The organism is Ewingella americana, assembly GCF_006438725.1.
GTDB classification, from domain to species: Bacteria; Pseudomonadota; Gammaproteobacteria; order Enterobacterales; family Enterobacteriaceae; genus Ewingella; species Ewingella americana_A.
Genome location: NZ_RCZD01000016.1, coordinates 21,444 through 47,755 on the forward strand (window position 1 = coordinate 21,444; position 26,312 = coordinate 47,755).

The 26,312-nt window shown below is 51.4% G+C and carries 25 protein-coding genes and 3 pseudogenes; 13 read left to right on the plus strand and 15 right to left on the minus strand.

Annotation, left to right across the window (positions count from 1 at the left end):
- Positions 1–639 precede the first annotated feature (639 nt).
- Positions 640–1,215, plus strand: a pseudogene (locus EAH77_RS21945) (IS3 family transposase); the annotation flags it as partial.
- 297 nt (positions 1,216–1,512) lie between these two features.
- Here EAH77_RS21945 and EAH77_RS21950 read toward each other — a convergent pair.
- Genes EAH77_RS21950 through EAH77_RS21975 form a run of 6 tightly spaced genes read right to left on the minus strand, consistent with a single transcriptional unit; the run spans position 1,513 to position 7,308 of the window.
- Positions 1,513–2,766, minus strand: coding sequence for an ATP-grasp domain-containing protein (locus tag EAH77_RS21950; protein ID WP_140475093.1), 1,254 nt, complete (start codon positions 2,764–2,766; stop codon positions 1,513–1,515).
- A gap of 23 nt (positions 2,767–2,789) precedes the next feature.
- On the minus strand, positions 2,790–3,818 hold the full coding sequence (locus EAH77_RS21955; protein WP_140475095.1) for a 2Fe-2S iron-sulfur cluster-binding protein: 1,029 nt from the start codon (positions 3,816–3,818) through the stop codon (positions 2,790–2,792).
- Between the two features lie 15 nt (positions 3,819–3,833).
- Positions 3,834–4,739, minus strand: coding sequence for a diiron oxygenase (locus EAH77_RS21960; protein WP_140475097.1), 906 nt, complete (start codon positions 4,737–4,739; stop codon positions 3,834–3,836).
- A gap of 30 nt (positions 4,740–4,769) precedes the next feature.
- Entirely contained in the window at positions 4,770–5,954 is a 1,185-nt protein-coding gene (locus EAH77_RS21965) for an MFS transporter (RefSeq protein ID WP_140475099.1), read from the minus strand.
- 2 nt (positions 5,955–5,956) lie between these two features.
- On the minus strand, positions 5,957–6,517 hold the full coding sequence (locus EAH77_RS21970) for an RBBP9/YdeN family alpha/beta hydrolase (protein WP_140475101.1): 561 nt from the start codon (positions 6,515–6,517) through the stop codon (positions 5,957–5,959).
- On the minus strand, positions 6,514–7,308 hold the full coding sequence (locus EAH77_RS21975; RefSeq protein WP_140475103.1) for an arylamine N-acetyltransferase family protein: 795 nt from the start codon (positions 7,306–7,308) through the stop codon (positions 6,514–6,516). Before EAH77_RS21975 ends, EAH77_RS21970 begins: the two co-directional genes overlap by 4 nt.
- Positions 7,309–8,065: 757 nt before the next feature.
- On the opposite strand from EAH77_RS21975, the gene EAH77_RS21980 reads away from it, so the two are divergent.
- From EAH77_RS21980 to EAH77_RS21995, 4 genes are all read left to right on the plus strand, one after another.
- Entirely contained in the window at positions 8,066–8,437 is a 372-nt protein-coding gene (locus tag EAH77_RS21980) for a hypothetical protein (RefSeq protein WP_140475105.1), read from the plus strand.
- 2 nt (positions 8,438–8,439) lie between these two features.
- Positions 8,440–9,039 (plus strand): hypothetical protein, encoded by a 600-nt coding sequence (locus EAH77_RS21985; protein WP_140475107.1) that lies wholly within the window; start codon positions 8,440–8,442, stop codon positions 9,037–9,039.
- Between the two features lie 79 nt (positions 9,040–9,118).
- Positions 9,119–9,889, plus strand: coding sequence for a site-specific integrase (locus tag EAH77_RS21990; protein WP_431306785.1), 771 nt, complete (start codon positions 9,119–9,121; stop codon positions 9,887–9,889).
- A 66-nt stretch (positions 9,890–9,955) separates the two neighbouring features.
- Positions 9,956–10,837 (plus strand): AbiJ-NTD4 domain-containing protein, encoded by an 882-nt coding sequence (locus EAH77_RS21995; RefSeq protein ID WP_140475111.1) that lies wholly within the window; start codon positions 9,956–9,958, stop codon positions 10,835–10,837.
- 548 nt (positions 10,838–11,385) lie between these two features.
- Here the strand turns inward: EAH77_RS21995 and EAH77_RS22000 are convergent.
- Positions 11,386–12,627: an arabinose transporter gene (locus EAH77_RS22000; protein WP_140475113.1), complete on the minus strand. Its 1,242-nt coding sequence runs from the start codon at positions 12,625–12,627 to the stop codon at positions 11,386–11,388.
- 92 nt (positions 12,628–12,719) lie between these two features.
- Here EAH77_RS22000 and EAH77_RS22005 point away from each other — a divergent pair, with 92 nt between their 5' ends.
- Positions 12,720–13,337 (plus strand): TetR/AcrR family transcriptional regulator, encoded by a 618-nt coding sequence (locus EAH77_RS22005; RefSeq protein WP_140475115.1) that lies wholly within the window; start codon positions 12,720–12,722, stop codon positions 13,335–13,337.
- A gap of 413 nt (positions 13,338–13,750) precedes the next feature.
- Here the strand turns inward: EAH77_RS22005 and EAH77_RS22010 are convergent, their stop codons facing one another.
- Both EAH77_RS22010 and EAH77_RS25190 read right to left on the minus strand, forming a co-directional pair.
- Positions 13,751–14,503: a DUF2971 domain-containing protein gene (locus EAH77_RS22010; protein ID WP_140475117.1), complete on the minus strand. Its 753-nt coding sequence runs from the start codon at positions 14,501–14,503 to the stop codon at positions 13,751–13,753.
- Positions 14,504–14,590: 87 nt separating this feature from the next.
- A complete protein-coding gene (locus EAH77_RS25190; protein WP_161985843.1) occupies positions 14,591–14,755 on the minus strand; it encodes a hypothetical protein in 165 nt (54 codons plus the stop codon).
- A 357-nt stretch (positions 14,756–15,112) separates the two neighbouring features.
- Between EAH77_RS25190 and EAH77_RS22015 the strand changes: the two are divergent.
- Together EAH77_RS22015 and EAH77_RS22020 are read left to right on the plus strand one after the other, a co-directional pair.
- Positions 15,113–15,505, plus strand: a pseudogene (locus EAH77_RS22015) (transposase); the annotation flags it as partial.
- A gap of 444 nt (positions 15,506–15,949) precedes the next feature.
- Positions 15,950–17,041: pseudogene (locus EAH77_RS22020) on the plus strand (IS630 family transposase).
- 128 nt (positions 17,042–17,169) lie between these two features.
- Here the strand turns inward: EAH77_RS22020 and EAH77_RS22025 are convergent.
- From EAH77_RS22025 to EAH77_RS22050, 6 genes are all read right to left on the minus strand, one after another.
- A complete protein-coding gene (locus tag EAH77_RS22025; RefSeq protein WP_140475119.1) occupies positions 17,170–17,367 on the minus strand; it encodes a DUF2934 domain-containing protein in 198 nt (65 codons plus the stop codon).
- 236 nt (positions 17,368–17,603) lie between these two features.
- Complete coding sequence (locus tag EAH77_RS22030; protein ID WP_140475121.1) at positions 17,604–18,029, minus strand: nuclear transport factor 2 family protein; 426 nt, start codon at positions 18,027–18,029, stop codon at positions 17,604–17,606.
- Positions 18,030–18,074: 45 nt separating this feature from the next.
- Positions 18,075–18,500 (minus strand): nuclear transport factor 2 family protein, encoded by a 426-nt coding sequence (locus EAH77_RS22035; RefSeq protein WP_140475123.1) that lies wholly within the window; start codon positions 18,498–18,500, stop codon positions 18,075–18,077.
- A gap of 87 nt (positions 18,501–18,587) precedes the next feature.
- Positions 18,588–19,208: an NADPH-dependent F420 reductase gene (locus tag EAH77_RS22040; RefSeq protein ID WP_140475125.1), complete on the minus strand. Its 621-nt coding sequence runs from the start codon at positions 19,206–19,208 to the stop codon at positions 18,588–18,590.
- Between the two features lie 184 nt (positions 19,209–19,392).
- Positions 19,393–20,358, minus strand: coding sequence for an SDR family oxidoreductase (locus EAH77_RS22045; protein WP_140475127.1), 966 nt, complete (start codon positions 20,356–20,358; stop codon positions 19,393–19,395).
- A gap of 49 nt (positions 20,359–20,407) precedes the next feature.
- A complete protein-coding gene (locus tag EAH77_RS22050) occupies positions 20,408–21,043 on the minus strand; it encodes an NADPH-dependent F420 reductase (RefSeq protein ID WP_140475129.1) in 636 nt (211 codons plus the stop codon).
- A 146-nt stretch (positions 21,044–21,189) separates the two neighbouring features.
- Here EAH77_RS22050 and EAH77_RS22055 point away from each other — a divergent pair, with 146 nt between their 5' ends.
- From EAH77_RS22055 to EAH77_RS22075, 5 genes are all read left to right on the plus strand, one after another.
- Positions 21,190–21,642 (plus strand): winged helix-turn-helix transcriptional regulator, encoded by a 453-nt coding sequence (locus EAH77_RS22055; protein ID WP_140475131.1) that lies wholly within the window; start codon positions 21,190–21,192, stop codon positions 21,640–21,642.
- A gap of 607 nt (positions 21,643–22,249) precedes the next feature.
- A complete protein-coding gene (locus EAH77_RS22060) occupies positions 22,250–23,173 on the plus strand; it encodes an IS5 family transposase (RefSeq protein WP_140475133.1) in 924 nt (307 codons plus the stop codon).
- Positions 23,166–23,828, plus strand: coding sequence for a hypothetical protein (locus tag EAH77_RS22065; protein WP_140475135.1), 663 nt, complete (start codon positions 23,166–23,168; stop codon positions 23,826–23,828). The genes EAH77_RS22060 and EAH77_RS22065 overlap by 8 nt, the downstream gene beginning before the upstream one ends.
- 92 nt (positions 23,829–23,920) lie before the next feature.
- Positions 23,921–24,811: a hypothetical protein gene (locus EAH77_RS22070; RefSeq protein ID WP_140475137.1), complete on the plus strand. Its 891-nt coding sequence runs from the start codon at positions 23,921–23,923 to the stop codon at positions 24,809–24,811.
- A 31-nt stretch (positions 24,812–24,842) separates the two neighbouring features.
- On the plus strand, positions 24,843–26,177 hold the full coding sequence (locus EAH77_RS22075) for a hypothetical protein (protein ID WP_140475139.1): 1,335 nt from the start codon (positions 24,843–24,845) through the stop codon (positions 26,175–26,177).
- The last annotated feature ends 135 nt before the right edge of the window (positions 26,178–26,312 follow it).

Genomic DNA, 26,312 nt, shown 5'->3' on the forward strand with positions numbered 1-26,312 from the left:
AAACCCATCTTCCACGAAGGTATCTCATTACTTTTTAGAAAATGGAAAACGTATATCATTGCGTAAAAGCGCAGGGGAATTTCTGTGTCTGTGACGCATAATCATCTTTGAGCAGAATGAGTATCCCTATCCAACTGTTTAATAAAGATAATATTTAATTCTGTTTTTACTGCCTAACGTTCATATTCTTGTAATTATTATATACGCAGTGTGACATCCTCATGAAAATGACTTTGTTGGAACTTTTAAAGATTACTGGCCCATGCCCAAGCTCACAACTAGTTGAAGAACTAGTTGCAAGAAATGGTCTCACCAAAGTAGCAGCACGCCAGCAAATTTCTCGGGCGGTAAGGGCCGGTGGAATACTGAGTCTTGATAAGGTGCTTCCTAAAAATGAGCGGTTTATTTATTTGCGTAAACACTATGGGTCGGAAGACTATTGGTCTAATTTAGCAGAGTCACTCCAAGCTTCAGGCTCGGCACATGGATTAGCTTTAGGGGCTACCATCGCTCGAGGTGGCATTATTCCGGTCGGCCACTTTCCTAGTGCGAGTGGCTCCCCCGTAGCCATGAAGGGAAGGTTGTCTCATTTTTCTGTGTTAGAGAGTTTGATCTTACCCAGCAATAGTGGACACGCGACTAAGGGCGAAAGCCGCCCGGAAGTTTAGCCCGGTCAGCTACCGTGAACATAGTCTGCCGGTATCGAATAATCTGTTGGAGCAGGACTTCAGCGCTGACGGCCCGAACCAGAAGTGGGCGGGTGACATCACATATCTGCGCACGGACGAAGGCTGGCTGTACCTGGCGGTGGTCATCGATCTGTGGTCACGTTCCGTCATTGGCTGGTCGATGTCGTCGCGCATGACAGCCCAACTGGCCTGCGATGCGCTGCAAATGGCGCTCTGGCGGCGTAAACGCCCGAAAAATGTCATCGTTCACACGGAACGTGGTGGGCAGTACTGTTCATCGGACTATCAGACCTTGCTGAAACGCCATAATCTACGTGGAAGCATGAGCGCAAAAGGTTGTTGTTATGACAATGCCTGCGTGGAAAGCTTCTTTCACTCGCTGAAAGTGGAATGTATCCACGGAGAGCGCTTTAGCAGCCGTGAAATGATGCGGATGACGGTGTTTAACTATATTGAGTGCGATTACAATCGCTGGCGTCGCCACAGTGCCTGCGGCGGTCTCAGCCCGGAACAATTTGAAAACTAGAACCTCGCTTAGAGCCGTGTCCACATTACGTGGGTAAGATCAATGAGTGTCAATCGAGTCTAGGGATCATTAATTGAAGGTGCAGATAAAACTCATGGAATCTAGGCAGCGCTTGCGGCAAATTCTGGGCTGATAGGGAACACAATTAGAGTCATCTTTGTGAGTACTCCGCTACCATAAAGATATAATAAAAACCGCCTATTTGGCGGTTTGGATACAGTGAAATAACAATGAATTACTGCAAATAAAAACTATCTAACAGAAAATTTTAAGAATCTAATGTTTCATTTTTTATTTTCACTTCATGCTTATGAGCACACCCGCTTTTTCTAAATCGGTAACACGCTGTGCGTCGGCAATCAGCATCTTCCTATCAGAATTGAAAAGGACTACACGTCCATAAGAAGTGACTAAGTCGGTTGTTTTTTCGAGATAGTCTCCGACTTCATATTTGCACACTGTAAAACCATAGCTATTCAGGGATGAGCATTGCGATTCAATGTTCACCGATTTCAGAGTGCCTGATTGAGGTGAACTGAGAAAGTACTCTAAAGCGTAACTCTTCAGTAGGGGCTTAGTCTTTGTTCTATCTGCAAACTCGCTTGGCGAAATGCGGGCGATCAGGCTTAAATCAATGAGTGAGTGAGAATTACACTCTTCTACAAGACGAGGGCCAAGTCCGCCGTGCATTCGAGCACCTGTTTCAACCAGAACAGGGCCTGTAACAGACATTATGATTTCGTTATGGGAAGTACCGTTGCGAACACCTAGTGAGGTAAGAACTGTTTTAACGTAGTCGACAAGCGTCGTGTGTTCATCGACTGGTTCGATAATCATCTGACGATAAATAGGGACACCGTTAATTTCCTGCTTTACGTACCTGAAGATATTCACAACGTAATGTTCACCATCACTGCTGACAGCATCTACAACATACTCTGTACCCTCGATTTTTTGCTCAATCAGGAGTTCTTCATTTCTGCTTCCTGAATAGTCAAATGTATTAATTAGTTCACAGAAAGCTCGCTCAACCTCTGATGTGCTCTTACAGAATAAAACACCTTCAGTTCCGAATGAACGGACCGGTTTAATTACGTATTCTCTGAATGGATTATCCGTGCACCATTTCAAAATCTCTTGAAGATTACCCGATTTATAATGTGGAATGTGGCGAATACCATCCTGTTTTAGCTGGTACTGCATGAGATATTTATCACGCCGTGCCTGGCTAAGTTCAAATATATTAGGCAGTAACTCCCACTCTTTACAGAGTCTGTCAAAGACGTTAACACCTGGCTCTGAACCACAGACAATGAAATCAGGTGCATGACCGATTTCAGACTCGATCTGTTGTAAGGTTTCCGTATGAGACTGATAGTAAAAAACCTTCGAATATTCATCATGCTTGAAGGTGGCCATTACGGCAGACGGTAGGCGGTCATTTGTAATAAGTGCCATAACATCGTAGCCAAAGAGAGATTTTATTCTATTGGAAAAAGCAGCACCGCTGGAGAAGGGGTCAACGACCAAAACACATTTATTATTTCTCATTTTCATTCCTTAAGTTAATGAATTCAGATTATTTCAATGACTACGTTTTTATCAGGGAATGAGCAGCACGCAAGATGAATATTTTCTGCTTTATCTTTTGCAGACAGACAGAAGTCAGGCTCACTTCGAACACTGCCGCTTTCTAATCTAAACTTGCAACTTCCGCAGATGCCAGCGCGGCAAATATTTCTGATAGAAATATCGTGCTGTATCAGGTTATCAAGGACCGTTTTTTCGGTATCGACTGATATTTCACGTTTCTGATTTATAACCGTCAGGCTTCCTGATGAGTTAACGAGACTTGTGGTTCCGGTCGCTGCCTTTTGAATGGAGCTGAATGCCTCGACAGCAACGGCAGAATGCGGAAAACGCTTTTGGAAAGCTGACACCATTGTCTCTGCAAACCCCGCACTGCCACATATAATAGCCATTTCAGGGGAGGGGGTTATTTCGGCTGACGTCATATCTATTCTACCGGGTCTGATAAAATCAGTATTTTTATCGAGTACGGCTCGAGTCACATTAATGCGCAGATTAAACCAGTCGCATCGTGAATGGAGGTCAAGCAATTCATTCAAGTATGGGACGGAACCTAAGTCGTTACAACTCAACATCAGCATGACTATTTTTCCGGGTGCACTGTATCCATAATATCTGAAGCATTCGCGTATAAGTGCAAGAGGCAGGGTTATTCCGATTCCGCCTGCTACAAGGAGAACATTATTCTTTCCTCTAATCGAGTCAAAAGTTATTTCTCCTCCTCGCGCCGATACTTCAATTTCTTTTCTATTAACAAACAGCTGACTGATAACAGACGAAGCACTTTCTTCGCCTTTATCCTCGATGATAAAATCGTAATACCCCCCCTTTCCCACGGATACCAGTGTATAACATCGTTGGAGAGGAAAATCATTTTCATCCCTAAAGTGAAAACTGAAATATTCACCCGGTGCGCAAGGTATGTTATTAAATTTACTGCTGTTCGTAGGTTTAAGGCGAAACATTCTTATCCTTGTTGTTAACAAGGATGATTCATCACAAATAAGTTTCATTTTATAAGTTTGCCTTTACAGACCAATCCTAGAAATAACCTTTTCCGCTGAATCGAGATAAATACTTATCTCATTACAACGCTGCGTTTCTGATACTATTTCCTTTGCATAGGGCATACCAACAAGGCTGAAAATATTTTCCCACGCACCTAATTCATTATCCGCAAAGAGATCGACCGTTTTAAGCATGATATCCCTAAGGTATTTTCTTTCGCTCAAGCTGAGGTCACGAACAATGTCGTAGGCTACATAACTGAATACGCTTGAATGACTCCATTCATCCTCGGCATGAATACGTGTTACTTCATGACATACCTTTTGAATACTTCTGTCTTCTGCCATCACTTTTAGATAGTCAGTTATCAAAGTCTCGCTGGCACAGGCGACTGCAAAGCGGGTAAGTCGCCTCTGCCAATCGGCGCTGCAGCCCGCAAGTATCTGCCTGCGCCATGCGATGAGATTGAAATTCGTATAGTTTAACGGTTTAAGTCCACGCCGGTCGTAGATGTAATTAGACGCCATGACTGACATTCGCGTATGCAACGCTTCATCCAGTAGTGCTTCTGACATGACGTCCTGGAGTTCGACTCTATTGGGCGAATTGAGCGGTGGGCATTTTATTATGTCTTCACATGCGGGCGTGACAATATCGCATTCGATATAGATAGTTTTGAGATTATATATACCCCAGGCATAAGACAGACAACGATCCTTAACCTCTTCAGGTGCTTCTTGCCAAGCATCGTGCTGCCTGAATGGAAGCAGAGACTCGCTGAAATCCTTTTTAGATGCGTCAAATTCAAGTTCGGAATATTCAGGGTGTCTGTTATTAACCGCTGCTCGGTTCTTCCAGAGTGCTGACAATTTTGTCAGCATGAGGGCGACATTTTCACTGTCGGGTACTACAAAATTAGCGGACATAAATTACTCCTTTAACTTTTGACTGCGAAATTAATGTTCATTTTTGACACGAATTAAACTCATGAAAATTGCTCCGGCAAAAGCAAGTCCCGCAGAGATGACCAGCGTATTTTCCCAATGCCCACCATCAAGTAAATCCCCGTAGATCATGGCTGAAAGCGCACTCCCAAGATAAAAAGAAAGCTGCCTTATGCTGGTAGACAATAGCGTTCTATCTTTAGAAAAACCGGTAATTGCCAGCGTATCCAAAAGTGGCATCAGGCAGTAGTTGAGAAGAAGTCTTATGAAATATAGAGTAATAAAAATTGCCGCAGGAACATGCAATGATTGGAAGAATAAGCATGCAGCTGTCAGTACACCAGCAACGAGCACGGTAGGTTTCAATGAGAAGCGTTTCACTAATAGAGGGGCAAATATTGCTCCTACAATGCTGACAATCTTATCCCCACCCATAACCAGGGAGATCTCGCTGACATTCATGCTATAGGCTAGGTTGAATACTATATTAACGAAGCGAAAAATGAGTGTTATCGAAGCTCCGAGAAGCGAAGCCGCTATAAAAAGGACAATGAAATTGCCCCATTCCATATTCTTCATGTCAGAAAGCTGGCGGTCATCACTCCCGGGCTCAATAACACCCTGAATAGATTTAACACGGAAATATATCATCAGCAGGGAGAAGATGAATGATGCAGCGAGAATCCCTTGATAATTTCTTAGCGGTTCGGCCTGAGAAAAATGTGTAATAAGGCTGACCGCGAAAGAACCCGTCATTGCCGCTCCCAGGTAGGAGACAAAGAAGCAACTGAACAGTGTCGTCCTGCTTTTGGCATCTATGTTCGATCCCATAAGGGAATTCCCAAGCGACAGTTGCGCGATCATTCCGGAAAGAATGAGTCCTAATGTAATGGCACTCGCCCATACTGTCGTTAGTACTGGCAGTAGAATAAAGGGTAGTGAATATATGAATGCAAAAATAAGAAGCAACTTTTTCTGAGACATTCGCCTACTGGCAAAAATCAGTGGGATCACCGCGGCGGCCATCATCATCATGGCTACAGCATAAATGTGCCCGGTTGCCGTTTTATCTATGCCTCGAGCCTCTAGATAAAAGTTGTAAACGGCATCAAACATGCCATTGCTCAATCCCATTAGGAATGTGGCGATTAGAAAACTGCGCGCGGATGCTCCAAAATTTTTTACTTCACAAAACATCTTCAGTCCTTTGTTATGGCGTTGATTAACGGAATACCTGTAAATGCCTGAAATAGACGCTCACCTTCAAGCCATTCACCATAGCCAGCAGCGGTGTGAAGATGGCCAGCTGCGTGGAAGATACGAGTTTCGCAACCCCATGTATCTGCGAGCGAACGGGCACGCGCCTCGCTGAGATGTTCATCATTGTCGCTATAAATAAGCAGTGAGCTAAATCCGAGATGTTCTAAAGGCAATGGGCGCTGCAGCCTAATAGGTACAATCGCCGTTTCAGCATCTACGTCAGCCGGAGCTACAAGGATAAGAGCCCTTACTCTGCTACATGAATGACTCGCGGCCCACTGTGTAATAGTTACGGAGCCGCAACTATGGCCGAGCAGCACTATATCGCCGTGGGTCTCTTCTATAACCTGACTGAGTCTGTCTACCCAAACAGGTGAGGGGGTATTCCAGTCCTCCTGCTGAACACGTACAACATTGCTATATTTTCTTTCCATGAATGACTGCCAGTGCTCCGGGCCTGAGTTCGTATAACCTGGGACAAGGATGTATATGGTATTCATTGAATTCCCTCTTCAGGAATATTCTCAGGTGAAAGGGCGATACCAAATCTCTCGGAAAGAAGCTGAGAAAGCGCCTGTTTATCTGCAATTTCAACGGATAAGGAAGAGAATCCATTAACTTCTGTGAAAGTATTGTTGCGTATACTTATCCTACCGTTTTCTGTCGGAAGGCTCGCAACCTGGTTCGTGTTAAGGAGACTTTGTGGAGAATGAAGGGTGTAGAAATAAGCCATATTGATATCAGGTTGAAAAGTTGCTGTGTCATGAAAGGAATAAATATCTTCCCAGACAGCATTAGGTTTACTGTTTTCTTTTACGGAGACTACCCAGCCATGTACAGAGTTTCTGGTGACTTTGGAAGAAAGGAAAATATGCTCATGGATATAACCATCAATAAGCAGCAAAGGGGCACGCGGGCCTTTTGCACCAAAACCCACATCAAAAATCCACCGTTCCTCATTGATAGAGACTATAGATAACTGATGGGTTGCTGGCGTCATAAAAGGAATAAGCACCTTAGCCAATCGCGAACAGTGCACATAGCCTAAATGATCAAAAAGCTTTTCAAGCAACACCATAAACTCGAAACAGATCCCCCCTCTATTACTAAATATTACCTTATGGGCAATGTCATCATATGACAACTCGCCAGCTCCGTTATCCTTCATTGTAAAGTTCTCAAACGGAACTGAATAGAAATGAGCTTTGTGCAGAGCAACAAGGTAGTGTATATCTTTGGCGTATTTTTCCTTAAAATTCAATCGATTAAAAAATAATGAAATATCCCTCATGATACTCTCCATGAAATCAAAACGGACTAGGCATTGACAGATCCTTACAATTAGTGACGGGATAATAAGTGGAAAATGTGACAAAACAACATAATTATCACGGTGAAATATTAAAATTATTTAAGAATAAGGACAGGTTTACGTAACTTTTCCGCAAACCCGTTACAACGCTTAATTAACTCAATGTTTATTAAGGATTAACATTGCATGGAATATATTTATAATTAAGTATTATAAAAGACCAACTCTAAAATTAGATTGAAGAGGTTGCTTTCTGATCTTTTTATGATCGTTTTTTGCACGTACTTTGTTTGTGGTTATAAATAACTCTGACATCCATTTCTGCGAAGTTGCCAAAGCAAGTGTCGGTTCATGCTATTTGTAAGAGGTGAATGACACTATTGGTCTAGTCGGTAGGAAGGAACTATCCCCTTCCTGGGGTCTGAAGCCCACCTGTACGAAACTGTACGCTAAGTGTATTTTTTGAGCAGATCAGGCGAGTAAAGAAAACGAGGGTTTTGTTTACTTTTTCCGTTGGTGCCTGTCGGTATGCGGTTTTCGGCACTGCCGATATTCATAAACTCGGTAATCAAATCAATGTAAACCTGCTCTACAGCACCACGACTTTATAGACATAAAATCATATGGTTACGTTTTTAACGTACGTTTCCGTTCCATTGGGCTTCAAACCCCAATACCATCACTGAACATCACCTTTCTCAATGTTCACCGGCACAATGGCCAAAGGAAGAAAAGCATGTTTGCATCGATCACCGGAAAAGAAGGGTTCGGCTATCAGTTTGAAAAGATCCGCAACGCGGTCGCCGTGTTGAACGAGAGTAACGTGCATGCGGCCACCCAGCTTGGGCTGGATATCCTGGAGCAGAAGTACGCGGAGTTTGGGCAGGAGATGGACGCGGCCGGCGAGCTCGCGGACTGGGCGTATGACCTGGCCACCTACCGCCACGCCATAGAGGTACTGCGCGGCTATTTTACCGGCAACCCGCGCGGGCTGACCGAGCGCGATGCCCGCATCTATTACCACTACCTGGAAACCGAGCATGAGCAGTTCTGCGCGATCGCGCAGGAGATTATTGCTGAAAAAAATCACGAGAACGGGGCAGGCTGACCATGGGCAAAATATCGCCGCCGCCGCTTTTTACTTATGCAGAAGACTGGCACAACAACGCCTGTATCAACGGCTTCCACCCCGAGCACTGGGCCTATTCGGAAGGGTACAGGCAGGCGGCCGAGTTGCTGATTGCGCACGTCGACGCCACCGGTAGCGACCAGGATACGCTGGTGTACCCGATTGTGTTTCTGTACCGACACCACGTTGAGCTGATGCTGAAGAGGATCATCAGCACCGCCCTCGATCTGGTTGAGCGTCCCGAGCGCTATAAACGGAAAACGGACAATCACAACCTCAATACGCTCTGGCCAATGGCTAGGTCGCTGGTTATGGACATTGATAAGACCTTTCCCAGGGATAATTACGCGACCCTCGACGCCGTGGTAAAAGCCTTTATTGACGCAGACGAACGCGCGACGGCCTTTCGGTACGCGCAGAACCGGACCGGAGAACCCAGCCTGACGGGAATGCAGTACATCAATACGCGGTATTTTGGCGAGATGATGAGCAAGGCCTCCTATGAGCTGGACTGCATGGATTCGCACCTGTTGTATCTGCGCGGTATGCAGAATGAACAGCGAGCCGATTGGGGTTATTAACCCTGAGGAATACGCCGCTTAGGCCGCTGTTGACCCACGACTGACGACACTAAAAATACCGGGTATGAATGATATGATGATGCTTATCCCACAGGATTTTAACTCACAGTCTTTGCCACAGACCGTCTCGATAGACTACTCCGCCGCGCTGGCCCTGCGCCGCATGGCTCAGACCCACGGTGATATGCCGGAGTATCTGCTGGCCGTGGAGGTCAGCGCATTGCTGCACTACCTGCCTGATTTGTATCAGCAGACCTGCATCGATACGCTGTGGAACACCGGCGCGCGCATTAACGAAGGACTGGCCCTGACGCGGGCGGATTTTTCACTGTCACCGCCGTACCCCTACGTCTCGCTGGCCACGCTCAAGCAGCGGCAGGAAAAGGCCGCGCGCGGCCCGGGCGCACCGTCTAAAAAGACGATCCCTCACCGGCTGGTCCCACTGTCAGATAACCATTATCTCAACCGGCTCAACAGCATGATCGCCACGCTGCGCATTCCGCTCGAGCGTAAAAACAAGCGCACCGGCCGCATGGAGCCGGCGCGGATCTGGGAGGTGACGGATCGCACGGTGCGCACCTGGCTTAACGACGCGGTGGCCCGCGCCGCCGGTGACGGCGTCACGTTCTCCGTACCGATCACGCCGCACACGCTGCGGCACAGCTACGCCATGCACATGCTGTACTCGGGCGTGCCGCTGAAGGTGCTGCAGGGGCTGATGGGGCACAAAAGCATGAAGTCGACCGAGGTGTATACGCGGATATTTGCGCTGGACGTGGCGGCACGCCACCGGGTGCAGTTCTCAATGCCCGGCGCAGACGCGGTGGCCATGCTTAGACAGACATCTTGATGAAGAAACTTGAGCACCGTTTAAATCAGCTAACCGTAAAGCATTGTTTTTCAATGGAGAAGAAGGGTGAAATTTTCTTACCGACACGGTTTTGATCCAGACTATAAAAATGAACCGATACGCGAGGATGCCCCATCTTGGCTGAAATCGATGTTCTTTGCTTCCATTCTCGACAAACTGATTTACGTGGACGGCGACAGCAGGGTTCAAAACACTGAGAACCGCCCGCTAGGGATTAAAAGCCTGATAGAAAGTCTTTGTGCCCAAAATGGACAGGAAACAGATCAGCAAGATTTGGACTCATTTTATTGCCACGAGGCACTCAAAGGCATAATTCAATATCTACCGTGGTATCAATTTTATGATGCGGTTGAGATTATCGGTCAACAACTGAAAGAGAGCGAGGCAAAACGCCCCTTCTCGTGGGGGCAGAAGGCCTATGAGGAACTAAGTTTTGCTTCTTACCGCCAAAAAGTGAATGACCTGTTTTCTACGCATAAAATTGAATGGAAACTCAGTGAGTCATCCAGCTTAGAGACTCCACTTCCCAGCGATCTTGAGCTTAAGATCAACCAAGCTGACGCTTCTCTTCAGGACCGATTTGAACCAGCCAGAAAACATTACGCTAAGGCTCGTTACTTTGCGTTGGGTTCGCATAAAGATCCGGAGAATTCGATTAAAGAATCTATCAGTGCCGTAGAGAGCGTATGCCGGACGTACTATCCGTCCGCTTCAACGTTGGGGGATGCGCTAAAACAAATGAGAAAGGAGAGTGTGGTCTCACCGCTTCTTATTACGGTCATAGAAAAGTTTTACGCCTATACAAATGCAGAACCCGCTGTTAGACACGGTAGCGATAAGGCGTCTTCAGTACTTGAATATGATGCAGAGCTGGCATTGCATATATCATCAGCATTCATCAGAACCATTATTCAGAGAAAGAAATAGACAGCGCTACGTTAATTCTGGAGGGGTGTCACCTTAAACATTTAACAAAATTAAAGCAGCGCAATTTTCTGTCTTGTATACCCCAATGTCATAGCCTAAAGTGCCGCCACTTTCCTCTTGGGTCATCACCTATCTGTCACGTACATTATGATCATCACTTAAACGTCACAAATAGGAGAAAAATGTACATACACAACTACCGACCGTTACGTGCTGTTGATGCCGAACTGTACAAAAAGTAGGCTTATCGTAGGATATTTTCCCTTTCCCAAGCGGACCCCTACTTCAAGCTGCTTGTGCACATTCGCTCACCCGAATCACTTACTCGAGTAAGTGATTCGGGTGAGCTCATTTGCCGCCTTCCTGCAACTCGAGTTATTTTTGGTATATATCGGATATCATTGTCTTTTGTCATGGCAGCGAAAACACCATTCTGGTTAAAAAACATACTTAGCGTACGTTTTCGTACGGTTGGGCTTCAGACCCCTACGCCGCAACTACACGAGCTTCAGTTCGCACTTGCCTGCGTGGTGGATGAGTGTCAATGCTCATTGCACGCCCTTATGGCGCGCTGTCGCCTGGTCGTGTGCTGCGCGTGGCTGGGTTGCCAACAAGACCAGTGCGATACCCACAGAGCACACTACGGCAACTGCCCCCGCGAGGTAGACCGCGCTCACACCGCTGTTGTTGGCAATCGCACCGGCTATGGGCCCGGTGATGCCTAGCGAAATATCGAGAAACGCCACATAGGCACCCATCGCTGCGCCCCGGCTTTGTGGCGGGGCCCGCCGAACGGCTTCAACGCCGAAACCAGGAAACGCTAGCGAGTAGCCGAAGCCCGTCAGTGCAGCGCCGATGTATGCCATAGGCTCCCCATCAGCGCCCCAGATAAGCAGTTGGCCGACGGCCTCGATCAGCACACATACGAAGGCGACTTTGGCACCACCAACCTTGTCTGGCAGGTGCCCGAAGAACAGTCGGGCACCGATGAAAGCAACGCCGAAAGCGGTGAAGGCCAGCGATGCATTGCCCCAATGCCGGGCGGAGAACAGCAATGCAATGAACGTCGTAATGACACCGAAGCCCACACTGGACAATGCCAACCCCATGCCAGGCACCCAGACCGTTCTCAGTACCTTATAGAAAGGGATGCGCCGCGCCGAGGACGGTGCTATCGGTCTCACGGCGGCAATTGCGCCTAGAGCGATCAGGGGGATCAAGATCGTCGCCATTGCAATCCCGGCAAAGCCAAACTGCCCATACACGGCTACCCCCATTGGTGCCCCGGCGGCATAGGCGCCATACATCGCAATGCCAACCCAGGCCATGGCCTTGCCTGCATTTTGAGGGCCAATCAAACCGACACTCCAGGTCAAGGCACCCGTGACCACCAGGCTTTCCGCACAGCCCAGTAGCACGCGACCAAGTACCAGCACGCCAACCGAAGCTGGCGGCGAAGTGGCAAAGGCCAACGATGCCAAATAGACCAACCCCGAACCTGCTGCGAGGAAGAGGCCCGCTACTACGGCGCGTTTCGCTCCACGCGTATCGGCCAAACCGCCAGCCCAAGCACGTGACAATAGAGCCGCAGCAAATTGGCTGCCGATCACGATACCGACGATCAGCGGGCTCATCGCCAGCGTGTCGTGAAGATGCAAGGGCAGCACTGGTAAAGGCAAGCCAATGGTCAGAAAACCGATGAACACGGCCAAGGTGATGGGTAGCAGTTTGAGGAAGGCGTTGGGGCTTGCCGCCGCCGAAGCGCCTTTTCTCAGTAAATCAGAACTCATGATGTCTCCATTAAAAATACGAGCAATTGCTCAACATGTGAGTAATAATATGAGCATTTACTCGTGTTGAAAACTCACATTTGGAGCCAGCCATGCAATCTCTGCCGCAGCCCCGCAGACAGCCGCGTCAAGCACGTTCACAACACATGGTTGAAGCCATTCTTGAGGCGACAGCTCGCGTTTTGGCGGAGCGCGGATACGCCGGAACCAATACCAATGTGGTGGCGGAGCGCGCCGGTGTGAGCGTGGGATCGGTTTACCAGTACTTCCCAAACAAGGACTCACTGGTGACCGCTTTGCATGAACGCCATGCTGCGCAGATGTACCTAGCGATCGATACCGTGCTGGCGTCAGTCCACCCGCACAGTATGAGAGGCCATATTGAAGCCATCGTGCATGCGCTCTTGGCTGCGCATCAGGTGGAGCCAAAGTTGCACCAAGTGCTGGAGAAGGAGTTCCCGTTCTTCGACGCCCCCAAGAATGGGAGCCCGGCCGATGCAAGCATTTTCCGTAGGGTACGTGATTTGCTGGAGGAGCATCGGGCGCAGATCGCTCGGCGCAATCTCGACTTGGCGACTTGGGCGGTGCTTCAAGTCATGGAGTCGTTGGTGCATGCGGCGATCATTGATCCACCGATGGGGTTTTCTTCAAGGGAGATAGAGAAAACGATCACGGATGTCGTTTTTGGCTATCTTATTGGCAATGCTTAGCGTGCTTTATTTTCCGTTTTCTGAGACGACCCCAAATATGACTGTCCCCGCCGAACGTCGGTAACGTAAGTTCGCCCTCAATTATGCAAAAAAACAGCCAGGCATCACTGCCTGACCGGGTTCCATACTGCCTATGTAATCACCTGAATAGGATTGACCCAGTTACTGAAACCTCACTGAGCCAAGCTCCTACCTAATAAACCATTGCCCGTGCTGGATTTTCACCGATTGGCGTTGGGTCAGCTTGGCATCGGTTACTGGGTCAATCCGACGTCAGCGCCGACACCTGTTGGTGCTTGGCGATTGGCCGATCATCGGCAAACCGTAAATCTTCCATGTTGATTTCCTTACCATGGACTTCGTGGCGAATTTGATGGTGATCTGAACGGCATTGGCCGCCAAGTCTGGGGTTCTTAGAAAACCGTGCGCGCGTCTGGCACGACTTTGAACGATTGGAATGCCAGCCTGGCTTTAAATACAACTGCGTTGGGAAAATGCAGTTTAACTTTCTGCCTTACCGATTCGAGGGGCTCCTCGCATAGTGGTCCGAGGATCACCTCTACCAGTTGAATATCGCCACTGATTGGCCAGAAGTGAAACGGTCCTTCCAAGGTTGCATCATTCAAGCTCACGAACCGACGGTATTCCTCCTCATACCGCCATCCTCCGGACTTGGTGCACAGCAACTGTTGTTGCAGTTCTTCGCTCAGATTGTCTGGGATTGATGTTGGGTGAAGAGCATTGAGGATTCGATCGTCTTGGTAGCTGACCTGCTGAACCGTGCTGCGGTTTACGTCAAAACCCAAACAGACTCCTGTGTGTTTATCGGCGTAGTGGCTCCACATCACCGGCTCTGACCAATCTCCAGCGAAGCACAGTAAGCCCATCAGCGAATGGCTTTTATCTTTCCAGTCTCTTACGACCTGGCGCGTCTTGTGTTCTTTGAAGTTCGCAGCAAGGAGCTCGAAGGGGTCATTCAGATCAGCAAAGCGAGAGACCTTGATGCGCCGATTTTCTATGTTGCTGAGAGCGTGTTTGACGCTGTTGAGGTTGTACAGGCGAATCGTCGAGCGATTAACTGGTGGGCGGCAGGCTATCGCGCTCCCCATGTCTGATTTGTAGCCAGCTGAGATCCATTCACGTCTGAGCATTTCGTTGGTCGGCATGCCTTTTTCCGTTCTGTCTGTGACTGTCGGGAGCCGACTCGCTGAATCGGCTCCCGACAGACCCGTCTTGCGGGCCTGTGTATTTGATCAATCTTCGTCTTCGGAATATATCGCCATCAGGTGAACGAAGTAGGCCGTTCCGTCAGGCTTGGTGCCAGGAGCAACAGCAGCAATCTCCCAATCAGCATCACGGAATTCCTTAACTTCCTTCTCGCCTTCAACTTCCCGAGTTTCCAAAATTCTACGGGCCATATTTCCTCCTGAGGTGAAAGAAACGCCAGGCTGTTCGACTGCCTTCAAAAAGCATATCTGTAAGAGTTGATTCCCACTCAGCCAAGCGCCGTTCCTTTTCGCTCAAATAGATCATGTCTTTTTCTGCTCTATCATGGAACGCGAAAACCGCGCCTCTTCTTCCCAACACAAGTCATAGCGTGAAAGATGTCCGCGCCGATGGCCTTACGGATCGTTTTACTCATGGGTTCGGGCGTGTTGTCAGCACAATATCGCCGAGCTGGATGAGGTCGGAGACGAACACCCGAGGCCTCTGTTCCAGTTCATTCATCTCGCCTTCCATATTGAATATTGCTCCTGTGCAGGTACTGAACGATGGATATTGGTGACCTAACCCAAGTCGACAAACTGCTACACGGTGCTGAGAACGTGGTCTGCGCCGATGCAGGCTATACCGGTGTCGAGAAGCGCGAAGAGCATGCGGGACGCCACGTCATCTGGCAGATTGCAGCCCGGCGCAGCACCTACAAAAAACATGGCAAACGCAGCGTATTGTACAAAGCGATACGCAAGATCGAGAAAGCCAAGGCTCAGGTTCGCGCCAAGGTTGAGCATCCATTTCGGGTGATCAAGCGCCAGTTTGGTTATACCAAAGTGCGCTTCCGGGGCTTGGTGAAAAACACTGCTCAAATGGTGACGCTGTTCGCCTTGTCGAACCTGTGGATGGCGCGTCGACATTTACTCTGCGGCGTGGGAGAGGTGCGTCCGTAATGGGGGAAATGGCTGCTAGGAGGCACTCGCAGCAGCAAAAAACATGAAATAGTCGGCAGATTTGACCGATTTTGAACGGCTGTCGTTTTTGAAAGCGCCGATGGTTCAGTCGCCGAAAAATAGGCGGCTACTTCAGACCATCCCTAGTGAAGCGAAAAAGGCATAGGGGCCGTAAACGATGTTAGTGAAGGGCTAGGTAGTACCCCGCGCAACTCTGCGCTGCACACCAACGGGCCCTCATCCCTGCTCTTTGAAGTATATCGTGCTTCGGAAGGTGGATACGGCATTGAGCGCACCACGACCCGAACTACTGGTGGCTGGCGTAAACGTCTGTTACATCCATCGAGCGGTTTGTCCAAGCGTACCTAGTGGACTGAGCGGTTAATTCATTTATCTAATGGTAACGATATACTGTGCGTCCAATGTCATGGATTGGTTATACGCATGGCCCGACCGACTTCCCCCTTCGCTTTAATGCCTTCCGATCTCATCGCCCTGCAAGGTTGGTTGCGTATGAGTACGCTGGAACAGAGCCTCGCCCAGAGAGCGCGCATCCTGCTTCTACTGGCTGACGGATTGACGCCCAAGGCCGTCAGCGAGCAGTTGCAGGTCACGCCGCCGACGGTATTCAAGTGACGAAAACGTTATCTGGAGGCAGGAATCGAAGGGTTGAGCGATCTGCCGCGCAGCGGCCAGCCACTCAAACTTGGGCCCGATAAAATCAACGAAATCCTGACACTGACCACCCGGCGTGTACCCCAGGAAGCCACTCACTGGAGCGTCCGTTTGATGGCCAAGTATGCGCGGGTTACCACGTGGCAGGTGCGGCAGGTCTGGGCCGCTTCCGACCTCAAACCCCATCGTCTGAAGACCTTCAAAATCAGCAACGATCCTCATTTCGCCGACAAGGTAGTCGACGTGGTCGGGCTCTATCTGAACCCACCGGATAACGCCCTGGTGTTGTCGGTTGACGAGAAAACCCAGATCCAGGCGTTGGATCGCACCCAACCGATGCTGCCGCTACGCCCAGGTCAAGTTGAGCGTCGGACCCATGATTACAAGCGCCATGGTACGGCGAGTCTGTACGCGGCTTTCGACATCCTGACCGGCCAAGTAATCGGACGGATTACCCAGCGCCATCGAGCCAAGGAGTTTCTGGCTTTTCTGCAACAGATTGAACGCAGCACGCCAGCCGGACTGGATCTGCATGTGATTCTAGATAACAGTTCGACCCACAAAACTGCTGCAATCAAGCAGTGGCTGGAAAAGCATCCGCGTTTCAAATTGCACTTCACACCAACCAGCGCGTCTTGGCTGAACGCCGTGGAAGGCTGGTTTGCACAACTGGAAAGACGAGCGCTATACCGGGGTGCCTTCACCAGCGTCGCCGACCTAAAAGTCGCTATCCGCCAATTTATCGTGGCTCACAATGAGCATTCAGCCAAGCCGTTCAAGTGGAATAAAACGGCTGAGGCCATCATTAGCTCGGTACATAAAGCGAAGCTGAGCGTGATAAAAAATAAATTAATGGATTAACCGCTCAGGCCACTAGGTGGGATTTTGCGCCGGCTGGTCAGTAGAGAAGCGCCAAAAAGATAGACCTATAAGCATCGCCAAATGGCCATTTTCGTCTTTTGCTGACTAGTTACTACAGTAGCTTTTCGCTAACTCATAGGCCTGCCGCGCGGGGCGGCTTTTCGCTTTGCCAGAGACCGGATCAGGGGTGCGGGGTTAATCGACTGCACATTGGCCTCGAGCTGTTCTTGGGCGAGATGCCAATAGAAGTGATCAGCACCTTCAGGACAACCATCCTTTTCCCACAGCGCATAAGCTCTTTCCCGGATTTTCGATTCTTCAATCATTATCACTTTCCTATGATTGAGCTGCTGTATTTTATGCGAATGCTCAACAACGAGCTTAAAGCCTGAAGGCCACGCTGCTTCGCTCCACCGTCGCAACCTCGGCGGTGGCGATCCGGGCGCCGTGATGGTCAGCCGGTAGCGCGCCAAATAGATCGCGGCGGTCCGTCCCACGGGACCGCCGCCGATGACGAGGCACTCGACCCGCTGGCTGTCTTGCCATTGGCCTCGCGTCGTCGTTAAGCTCCGCTTGGCCTAAGGTTTTCGGCGATCTCGGAGGCCTGCGCCAGTGCCTGTGTGTCGACATACTCCCGGATGTTCGTCAGCTTGCCGTTCCGAACAGTGATGGCGAAGACCCAATTGTCCTCCCACGTCCTATTCGTGGCTTTGATTTTCCCCTTGGCGAAGCCGACGACAAGGACCCGGTCACCCTGCGCCACGTATTCGTGGAACTCCATGACGGATGTTTCCATCTTTTCGGAAGCCTTCTGAAGCAGATCTGCCAATCCCGCGTGCCCGCGATGCGTGCCAGCCAGCGGCCAGTCCTTGCCCGGAATGATCCATTCAATATCTTCGGAAGTCAGCGCCAGCAGACCTTGGCTATCGCTGCGGCCCATTGCTGCAAAGAACTCCTTAACAACCTGGACATTCTGTTCAATGCTCATCACACCTCTCCATTTCTCTCAGATCGGATAGCTTACGACGGCAACTCAGCCGAGACCGACGCCAAGTTGTTGCTGCATTACGGAAGCCTCGTTGTAGCAATGAAAGGATATTACCTTCCCATTCTCGAGGTGAAAGACATCGCAAGACGGGACATCTATCGTCTTGCCCGTGGGAGCTAGAGTTCCAGAGGCAAGGGGCAGCTCACCTTTGTGCGTTCCTCGAGTTGCGAGTTCGACAACAACGACGTTCTTCGCGACGTAGATGCTAAGTAACTCACGGTGGACGTCGGGAAATGCACTTGCGAAGCCGGCAATGCAGCCACCAATGGCCTGCCCGCGGAACTTCATCCCGGAAGCCATATCCCACATGTATCCTTGGTCAGAGAACATGGAGACAAACTTCTCGGCATCCAGTCCGCGCCCCTCTGAGGCAGCGTAAAGTTCCCTGATGATTTCTTCATTACTAGGCATCTTGAGTCCTTCCTGTAATCGGTGCTGTCTGTTGACTTGCTCCCAGTGGTGTTGTGAACCTGCCTGAGAGGACGTGGTGTCGGTGATTCAGCCGATATCGACGTTCAAGGCGATGTCCCAAGTGCCGGCGCCGTTTTTGGCCAAGCCGATCATCATCAGGCCGAGCGCCTCGAGCGTCTGGGCCATGTGCAGGCCGCCGACATCCAACGGACGCAACCCGAGACTCTCGATGAACGTCGAGACCCGCGCCTTGACCTCCGGATCGTCGGCGGCGATGAACGCGTCGAGGCGCCCACCCTTGGCAAGGACGTGGCCGAAGAGAGTGTTGAATGCCTTCACGACATGTGCGCTGGCGGGGGCGATCTTGGCGATCTCCTGCGCACCAGAACTTCCGGCGGGAGAGACGAGGCCCGTGAGGTCCGGAGAGGCCGTGTTGGTGATGTCGATGATCACCTTGCCGTCGAGCGCGTCCCCGTACTCGGCCACCACCGACGCCGCACCGGTGTACGGCACGGCGAGGATGACGATGTCGCCCGTCGGCTTGGCGCCGTACGTTCCGGTCGATGCTCCCGCCCCAAGCTGGTCGGCGAGTGCCTTCGCCTTGGCGGAGTCGCGGCTGATAACTTCGACGGTATGTCCAGCTTTGGCGGTACGACCGGCGATCGCCGCGGCCATGCCTCCTGAACCGATGATGCTGATAGTGCTCATGTGTAATCTCCAAATGAGTTGGGGTATTGCCCGCAGTCTCTGAACGGGCTTCCCCCGGTTAGTATCCCGTGTGTGCCGGGCCGCATCCGCCTCCCTTATGCCATGCTCGGGTCGAACGGATCACGGCATCGCGACGTTGCTGTTCGCCGGGCTCGTTGCGACCCGGCGAACAGCCTCAGCTCACTCAGGCGGCAGGGAAGTAGTGGCCATTGTCCATATCGGCAAACAGGCTGGGCTGCGTTGGTGTCCAGCCGAGCGTCTGGCGCGTGATATCGTTCGACGCCGGGGTATCCAGCGTCACCAAGTTCGCGAGGAAGCCGAAGAAACCCGGCCCCATCATTACGTCCACGGGAATGGGCACGGCGGGAAGGTTCAGACGGCTGCCAATGGCCTCCGCGATCTCGCGGTACGGGATAGACCCTTCGGCAACCGCATGCCAGCATCTGCCAGCGGGACCCTTCTCCAGCGCCAGGCGGAACAGGGTCGCGAGGTCGCGGGCATGCACTGCCGCCCACCGGTTGGAGCCGTCGCCGGGGAAGCCAACGACGCCCTTTTCCTTTGCTTGCCCGATTAGGACCTGAAGGAAACCGGCCTTGTCGGTTGAGCTGTGCATGATTTCAGAAATGCGCACGACCGAAGACCGCACGCCCCGCTCTGCGAGACCGATTACGGTCGTTTCGACGATGTTACGAACCCGCAGGGAGCCCTTATATTGATCGCCAGCCGGAGAAAGAGCCGGATCCTCCTCGGTCGCCGGTCGGCTCTGGAGCGGCCCAGGAACCGGCCAACCCGCGTTAGTCGGCGAACCGATGCTTCCCGACACAACCAGCGGCTTTCCTGTTCCAGCCAGTGCATCACCGTATGCGAGCATGATCTGGACCTCCGCTGCGGCAACAGCGTCGAGCCCGCCGACCGGAAGCAGGTCTTGTCTGTGCGCGACGTGGATCACGCCGTCGGCGGCTGCAGCCGCCTCCTTGAGCCCGTCGAGATCATCGAGATCACCACGACGCACCTTTGCGCCGAGCGCAGCGACCGCCTCCGCCGCACTGTCCGACCGGGCCAAAGCGGTGACCTCGTGGCCGGCGGCGATGAGGTCGGAGATGATGTACGGACCGGAATGGCCGGTCCCGCCAGTGACGAATACGTGCATGTTGGTGCTCCTTGTAAGTGATGTGATGCGAGAAGTTCTGCGAGTGCACTCAGCCGAGAAGGCTGACGCCGATTGAGAACTTGGTGTGCTTGACGGAGTGGGTCATGAGACCCAGCGACAGCAAGCAGACGTGCTCCAGCGTTCGCGCCATGAGCAGCGGCCCGGTGTCCATCGGGCGCAGGCCAAGGCTCTCGATGAACGCCGAGACGCGTTCTTTCGCCAGCGCGCCGTCCCCGGCGATGAACACGTCCAACGGGTGCCCCTCGACTGAACCGGCAGCCAGGACATGGGAGAACTGGGTGTTGAACGCCTTTACGACTTCGGCGTCGGCAGGGGCGGCTTTGGCGATCTCCTGCGCGCCGAAACTGTTCTCAGCGGTCACAAAGCTCGTGAAGTCGGGGGCGACGGGGTTGGTGATGTCGACAAGAAGCTTGCCTGCCAGTGCTTCGCCGTACTGCTTCACCACGTCGAGAACGGCGGAGTAGGGAACCGCCAGGATGACAATACCCCCGGCCGGGGCGGCGCCGAACGTTCCTGTTGTCGCGCCGGCTCCGACTTGCTCGGCCAGCGCCCGCGCCTTGGCGGCGTCACGACTTATCACCTCGACGGTGTGTCCGGCCTTGGCGGCAAGGCCGCCGATCGCTGCGGCCATGCCACCTGAGCCGATGATGCTGATAGTGCTCATGCGTGGTTTCCTATCGAGATAGGGGGGGATCATTCATGGACTGCCGGCGCGCTCAACGTACGAACCATGCTGGTCTTGTCACTTGCAAAAATCAAGTGAATTTCGGAGTTTTACTTGCACCATGAAAGCGATGTTATAATCCGGGCATGAAAACAACATCTAAAGAAGACGTTCGGTCCCATTGCGCAGTGAACTACGGCGTGGAGATCTTCGGCGACCGGTGGTCGCTCTTGATCATTCGCGACATCGTTTTTGTTGGTAAGAAGACGTATGGCCAGTTTCTGAAATCGGAAGAGGGAATCGCGACTAATGTCCTTGCTTCCCGCCTTGCCTTTCTTGCGGCGCAAGGGATTCTCTCGAAGGCGCCCAGCCCCGACGACAGGCGCAAGGACTTCTACACGCTGACCGAGAAGGGCCTGGACCTCATTCCCATTGTGATCAACATTGTGCTCTGGAGCGCGAAGCATGATTCGAAGTCGTACGTGCGGCGCCACGAGGATTTAGTTGCTCGATTAAGTCAAAACCCCATGCAGGCGAGCGAGGAGGTGAAGGCGCTGGTCCGCAATGGCGGATGTGTCTTTCCTGTGAGCAAGGAATGAGCAAGACGGCAAGCGCGCCCTGTCACACCGCACGAATGATATGCACACACCACCGGCGACACGGCGCAGCGAATGGCAGGGCCGTGTCCGAAACGGTCCGGGAAGTCGCCATTGATGTTTCACCACCGCCAGCGGCTGCTCAGGGTCGGTACTGCCCTTGGTTTGTCGCGTCCAATTCGCCCACAGCTCACTCGTTGTCGGCGTCACGTCGCGCTCGAATATCCCCGCAGGTCATTGCCCCTCGAACCTGGGTCAGGCGAGTTCGCAGGCTTAACCGACTTCTCTGTCCCATTGCTCCCCAGACCCCACAGACTGCTTGACTCTGGCCGATATCCGCCTGTCGTGATTGTCTGCTTTTGGGCCAGAAGCGGAATTCAATTACTGATATTTGATAATGTTCTGAAGTATGAGCGGCCCGCCCAGACCCAACAACTTGCCGCCATCGGCAATAGAACCAAGCGAAATTGGAGCAAAGCCCAGTTTTTCCACGAGTTCGGAAACGCTTTTGTCGGCCTCATGATCTCGGCTCGGCTTTGTTGAATAAATCGAACTTTTGGCCGCAATCAGGATCAGATCACCACATTCCTGCCCCCTCTGGTGGTATCACGTGGCAAAACAAAAGTTCAAAATCACCAACTGGGCTACCTACAACAAGGCTCTCGTCAATCGGGGTTCTCTGACATTCTGGATTGATGAGTCGGCCATTCAGGCCTGGTATGACGAACCCAAAACATCTTCACGAGGTCGTCCGCAACGCTATTCTGAGCTCGCTATTTCCACCGTACTGATGCTCAAACGCGTCTTTCGCCTCACACTACGCGCCGCTCAGGGATTCATTGATTCCATTTTTACCTTAATGAAGCTCCCGCTCCGTTGCCCGGATTACTCCTGCGTCAGCAGGCGGGCTAAGTCCGTATGTATCCCTTTCAAAAACACCACGCGCGGCGAGATTGCCCATCTCGTTATCGATTCCACCGGCTTAAAAGTCTTCGGTGAAGGCGAATGGAAGGTGAAAAAGCACGGTCAGGAAAAGCGCCGCGTCTGGCGGAAACTGCACCTGGCGGTGGACGCCGAAACTCATGAGGTTATCTGCGCTGATTTATCCCTGAACAACGTGACCGATGCAGAGGCATTCCCGGGACTTATTCGGCAGACCCACCGGAAAATTAAAGTAGCTTCCGCCGATGGAGCTTATGACACAAAACTATGCCATGACGAACTGCGGCGTAAGAAAATCAGGGCACTTATCCCGCCGCGAACCCGGGCGGGTTACTGGCCGGAGGAGTATGCCGACAGAAATCAGGCGGTGGCGAGGCAACGGCTTACGGGAAGCAATGCTTACTGGAAATGGCACACGGCTTATAACCGGCGTTCAGTGGCCGAAACGGCGATGTACCGCGTAAAACAACTGTTCGGTGGCCACCTGACGCTGCGTGACTACGATGCGCAGGTCGGTGAGGCTATGGCCATGATCCGTGCATTGAACAAAATGACGCGTGCAGGCATGCCAAAAAGTGTGCGTGTTGCCTGATAGCTCTTCAATTCGGGAAAGCTTTTGTCTCAATCCGATTTATTCAACAAAGCCGGAAATTGAATCAAAGGGTAAAAGTTCTCCTATACCGCCGTGGCCATTTATTAATTCGTTCCTTGCTCCCTGCGGATTGATTATCTCACCGCCAGACCTTATTGCTACGGATAACTATGTTCCCATAGCGGTTCCCGACGTTAATCCTTCACTGGATGAGCAGGCAACAGCGCTTATACAGAGTTCATTACAAGAGTCTGAGGCCTACCTGACGTCAGGCAGTCACCGCGCCGCCGTCCAAGAAATTCTTTGGTTGCTTGAGACGATCACCTCGGCTTTTCGCGGAGTTAAAGTCTCTGAAGACGGAAATATTAAGGGAAAATATTTTTCTAAAATTATCGGTGATTTGCAGCGTCTTCATCAGGGAAAAACGCTTGAGCGTGTCATAACATGGTTAGACAACATGTACGGATTCCTGTCTGCCCCCGAGGGTGGCGGAGTACGTCACGGATCTACCTTAGACGGGCATGCGGAATTAACACAGAATGAGGCCAGATTGTTCTGTGACCTGACCCGAAGTTACATAACGTACCTACTTAATGAACATGCGCGGTTAGTCGGCAAACCCGGCCGAGAGAGGCGTCGTAGAATGGAACGGTAATTTTATCACATGAAATCAATGCCATAAAAACCACTTAAGATTCATAGTTATATAAGAATGATGGTTAAAGAAAACGACGTAGAGGGAAAAAAATGAGCGAACCGATGGTGATCCGCTTTCAGGCAATGGCATTAGACACTCATATACCGACTTCAGATTTATTAAGGATGGCAAAGGCTATAGCGGCAAAACTGGCGTTGCCGGATGTCTCTGAATGGATCGACTGTGAACTTAACGGTTATCCAAGCGCTCAAGTTCCCGAATACCGAATGATCCGGGGGCAACTGAGAGCATTCAACCCGATGCGTGGCTTAATTGAGGCACCGATAGCAAATAGGGAACTGGAAAGTAAATTATCGACAGTCTGTTTAAAAAACGCCCTAAGTGAACTTGAGTTTCTTCCTGAAGGCGACTATTCGCGATTCTATCTACCCACCCAATTATCCCACACACTTCAGGCTAGCCAGCCCGAATGTCTTCGGTTTAGTCTCCTGAGAGTCGTAGGAAATCACGCGCTGCTCAACATTGCCCAACAGGTCAGAAATCGCCTGCTTGACTGGTCGCTCAAACTTGAGCAACAAGGCATTCTTGGTGAAAATTTGCAATTCTCCCAAAAGGATAAGGAAAGAGCTTCAATGACGACAACCAACTTTAACTTCCATGGCACGGTCAATAACGCGGGTGTGATGGGTGCTGATAATCACGATTTTATACAGTACAACACGCAACAGATTGCTGCCGGTGATTTTGCCTCCCTAAAGCAATTATTGGAAACACTGGGAATATCAGGCGCTGACGTACAAGAGCTGAAAACAGCCCTGGATAGTGAACCCGGCCCGGCTGAACCAGGCCATTATGGGCCTAAAGTTTCGGCGTGGATTGGTAAAATCAGCGGCATGGCAGCCCAGGGTTTACTGAACGCGGGCATAGATAAGACGGCACCACTGATAATGGAGGCTATTGCCCGATACATTGGTTCATAAATACTGCCACGGCATGAGAAAGGAGAACACCATGGCCATGAAACTCATCCAAAAAAAGGCTCCACGCGGTGCCTTAAGACGCTGGTTAGCGGAGGAAGAAGAAACCGCCGTCAGTAATGTCTTTGCCCGCAAGCAGGTGCGCAGTGCTCAGGAACGCGCATTGGCAGAAAGCGTTATCCTCGAAATGCGTAAAAGTGAGCTCTGGCTGCAGTGCAGCTGCGTGGGCGGCGACACGCCCGCACTCAACAGTGCCAACCTGATGTCGGAAACCCAGACGCTGTTCCTGTCCGGGTTTGGCCACAGTCATGATCCCTCCTGTCCGATGTTCCGAGTCTTTAAGGGCGATGAGGGAGCCACCCGCGCCGGAACCCGGAAATCCGCCGGCAGCAAACGCCTCAATTACCGCGATTTCTTACCTGCCGACGAGTCGGATGCGACCATCAAGGCGCCGGGCAAGCCGGTCAGCGCAGGCGAGGATCGAACCCGCCGCAAACGCCGGCCGCGACTCGCGCGCCTGCTTATGACGCTCATTGAGGATGCGAGGCTGAACACCTTCAGTCCGGTCAGTCCGCTGCCTAACCAGACGGCCAGAACATGGCTTGACGCTCTCGCGGCCTCAGCCGGTGTGCAGGAGTTTATCCGCGGCCGCCGGCTTTCGGAAATCGTGCGCTTTCAGCCGGCGATGGGCGAAGCTGCCCAGGAAAAGCTGATGCTGGATCTGGAGCGTCCGGACGCCAACTGGCCCGCCGGAAAAGCCCGGGTTTTTTATCAAATATTCATGTCAGACCTGGTCAGCCGTGAGCACGTGACCTTCGCCTGGAACGGGGGAGAACGTCGGTTTTTTCCTGAGCGGGGTGTCAGCATCAACGGGGAGTCGCAGGAAGGTGTGAGGCCCCCTTACTGGGTGATCCTGGCCTTTCGGCGCGGGGCTGAGGGTGGTCTGATATGCAGCGAAGGGTATGCGCACGCCCTTTTCCGCCGGAACTGTCCGGTGCCCGTAGACAGCGGGCTGGAGCGGCAGACGCTGGAAGGGATCGCAGAGGTGGCCACCTGGCTTAAAGGCAAAGCGGGTGAGCTTACCCTGGTGAAACCCCTGTTTGATATTGAGGTGGAGGTCGAGGGTGAGAAAGGCTTTGTGCTACCGGATTTTATCATACAGGCCAAAATGCCAGACGGCGGGGAACGTATCGTGGTCATCGAGACCATGGGATACACCGATAACGAATACTGCGAAAGGAAAACCGAGCAGCATAAGGGGATGCGGACGCTGGGATTGCTACAAACCGATCCGCCACGCTGGCCACAGGAAGTAGACAAGCGCTTTACCAACCATTTGTACGGGGTCATGCTGAATCTGGATCAATAATAGTAATTACCAGAAATGTAATACAGTACCTGAAAGATATTAGGTACTCCGCTATTGGTTTTATAATGATCGTATGGGGTCAATGACGTTATGACAGGCAGAAAAAGCACGTTTACGGGAACGATAAAACAAACA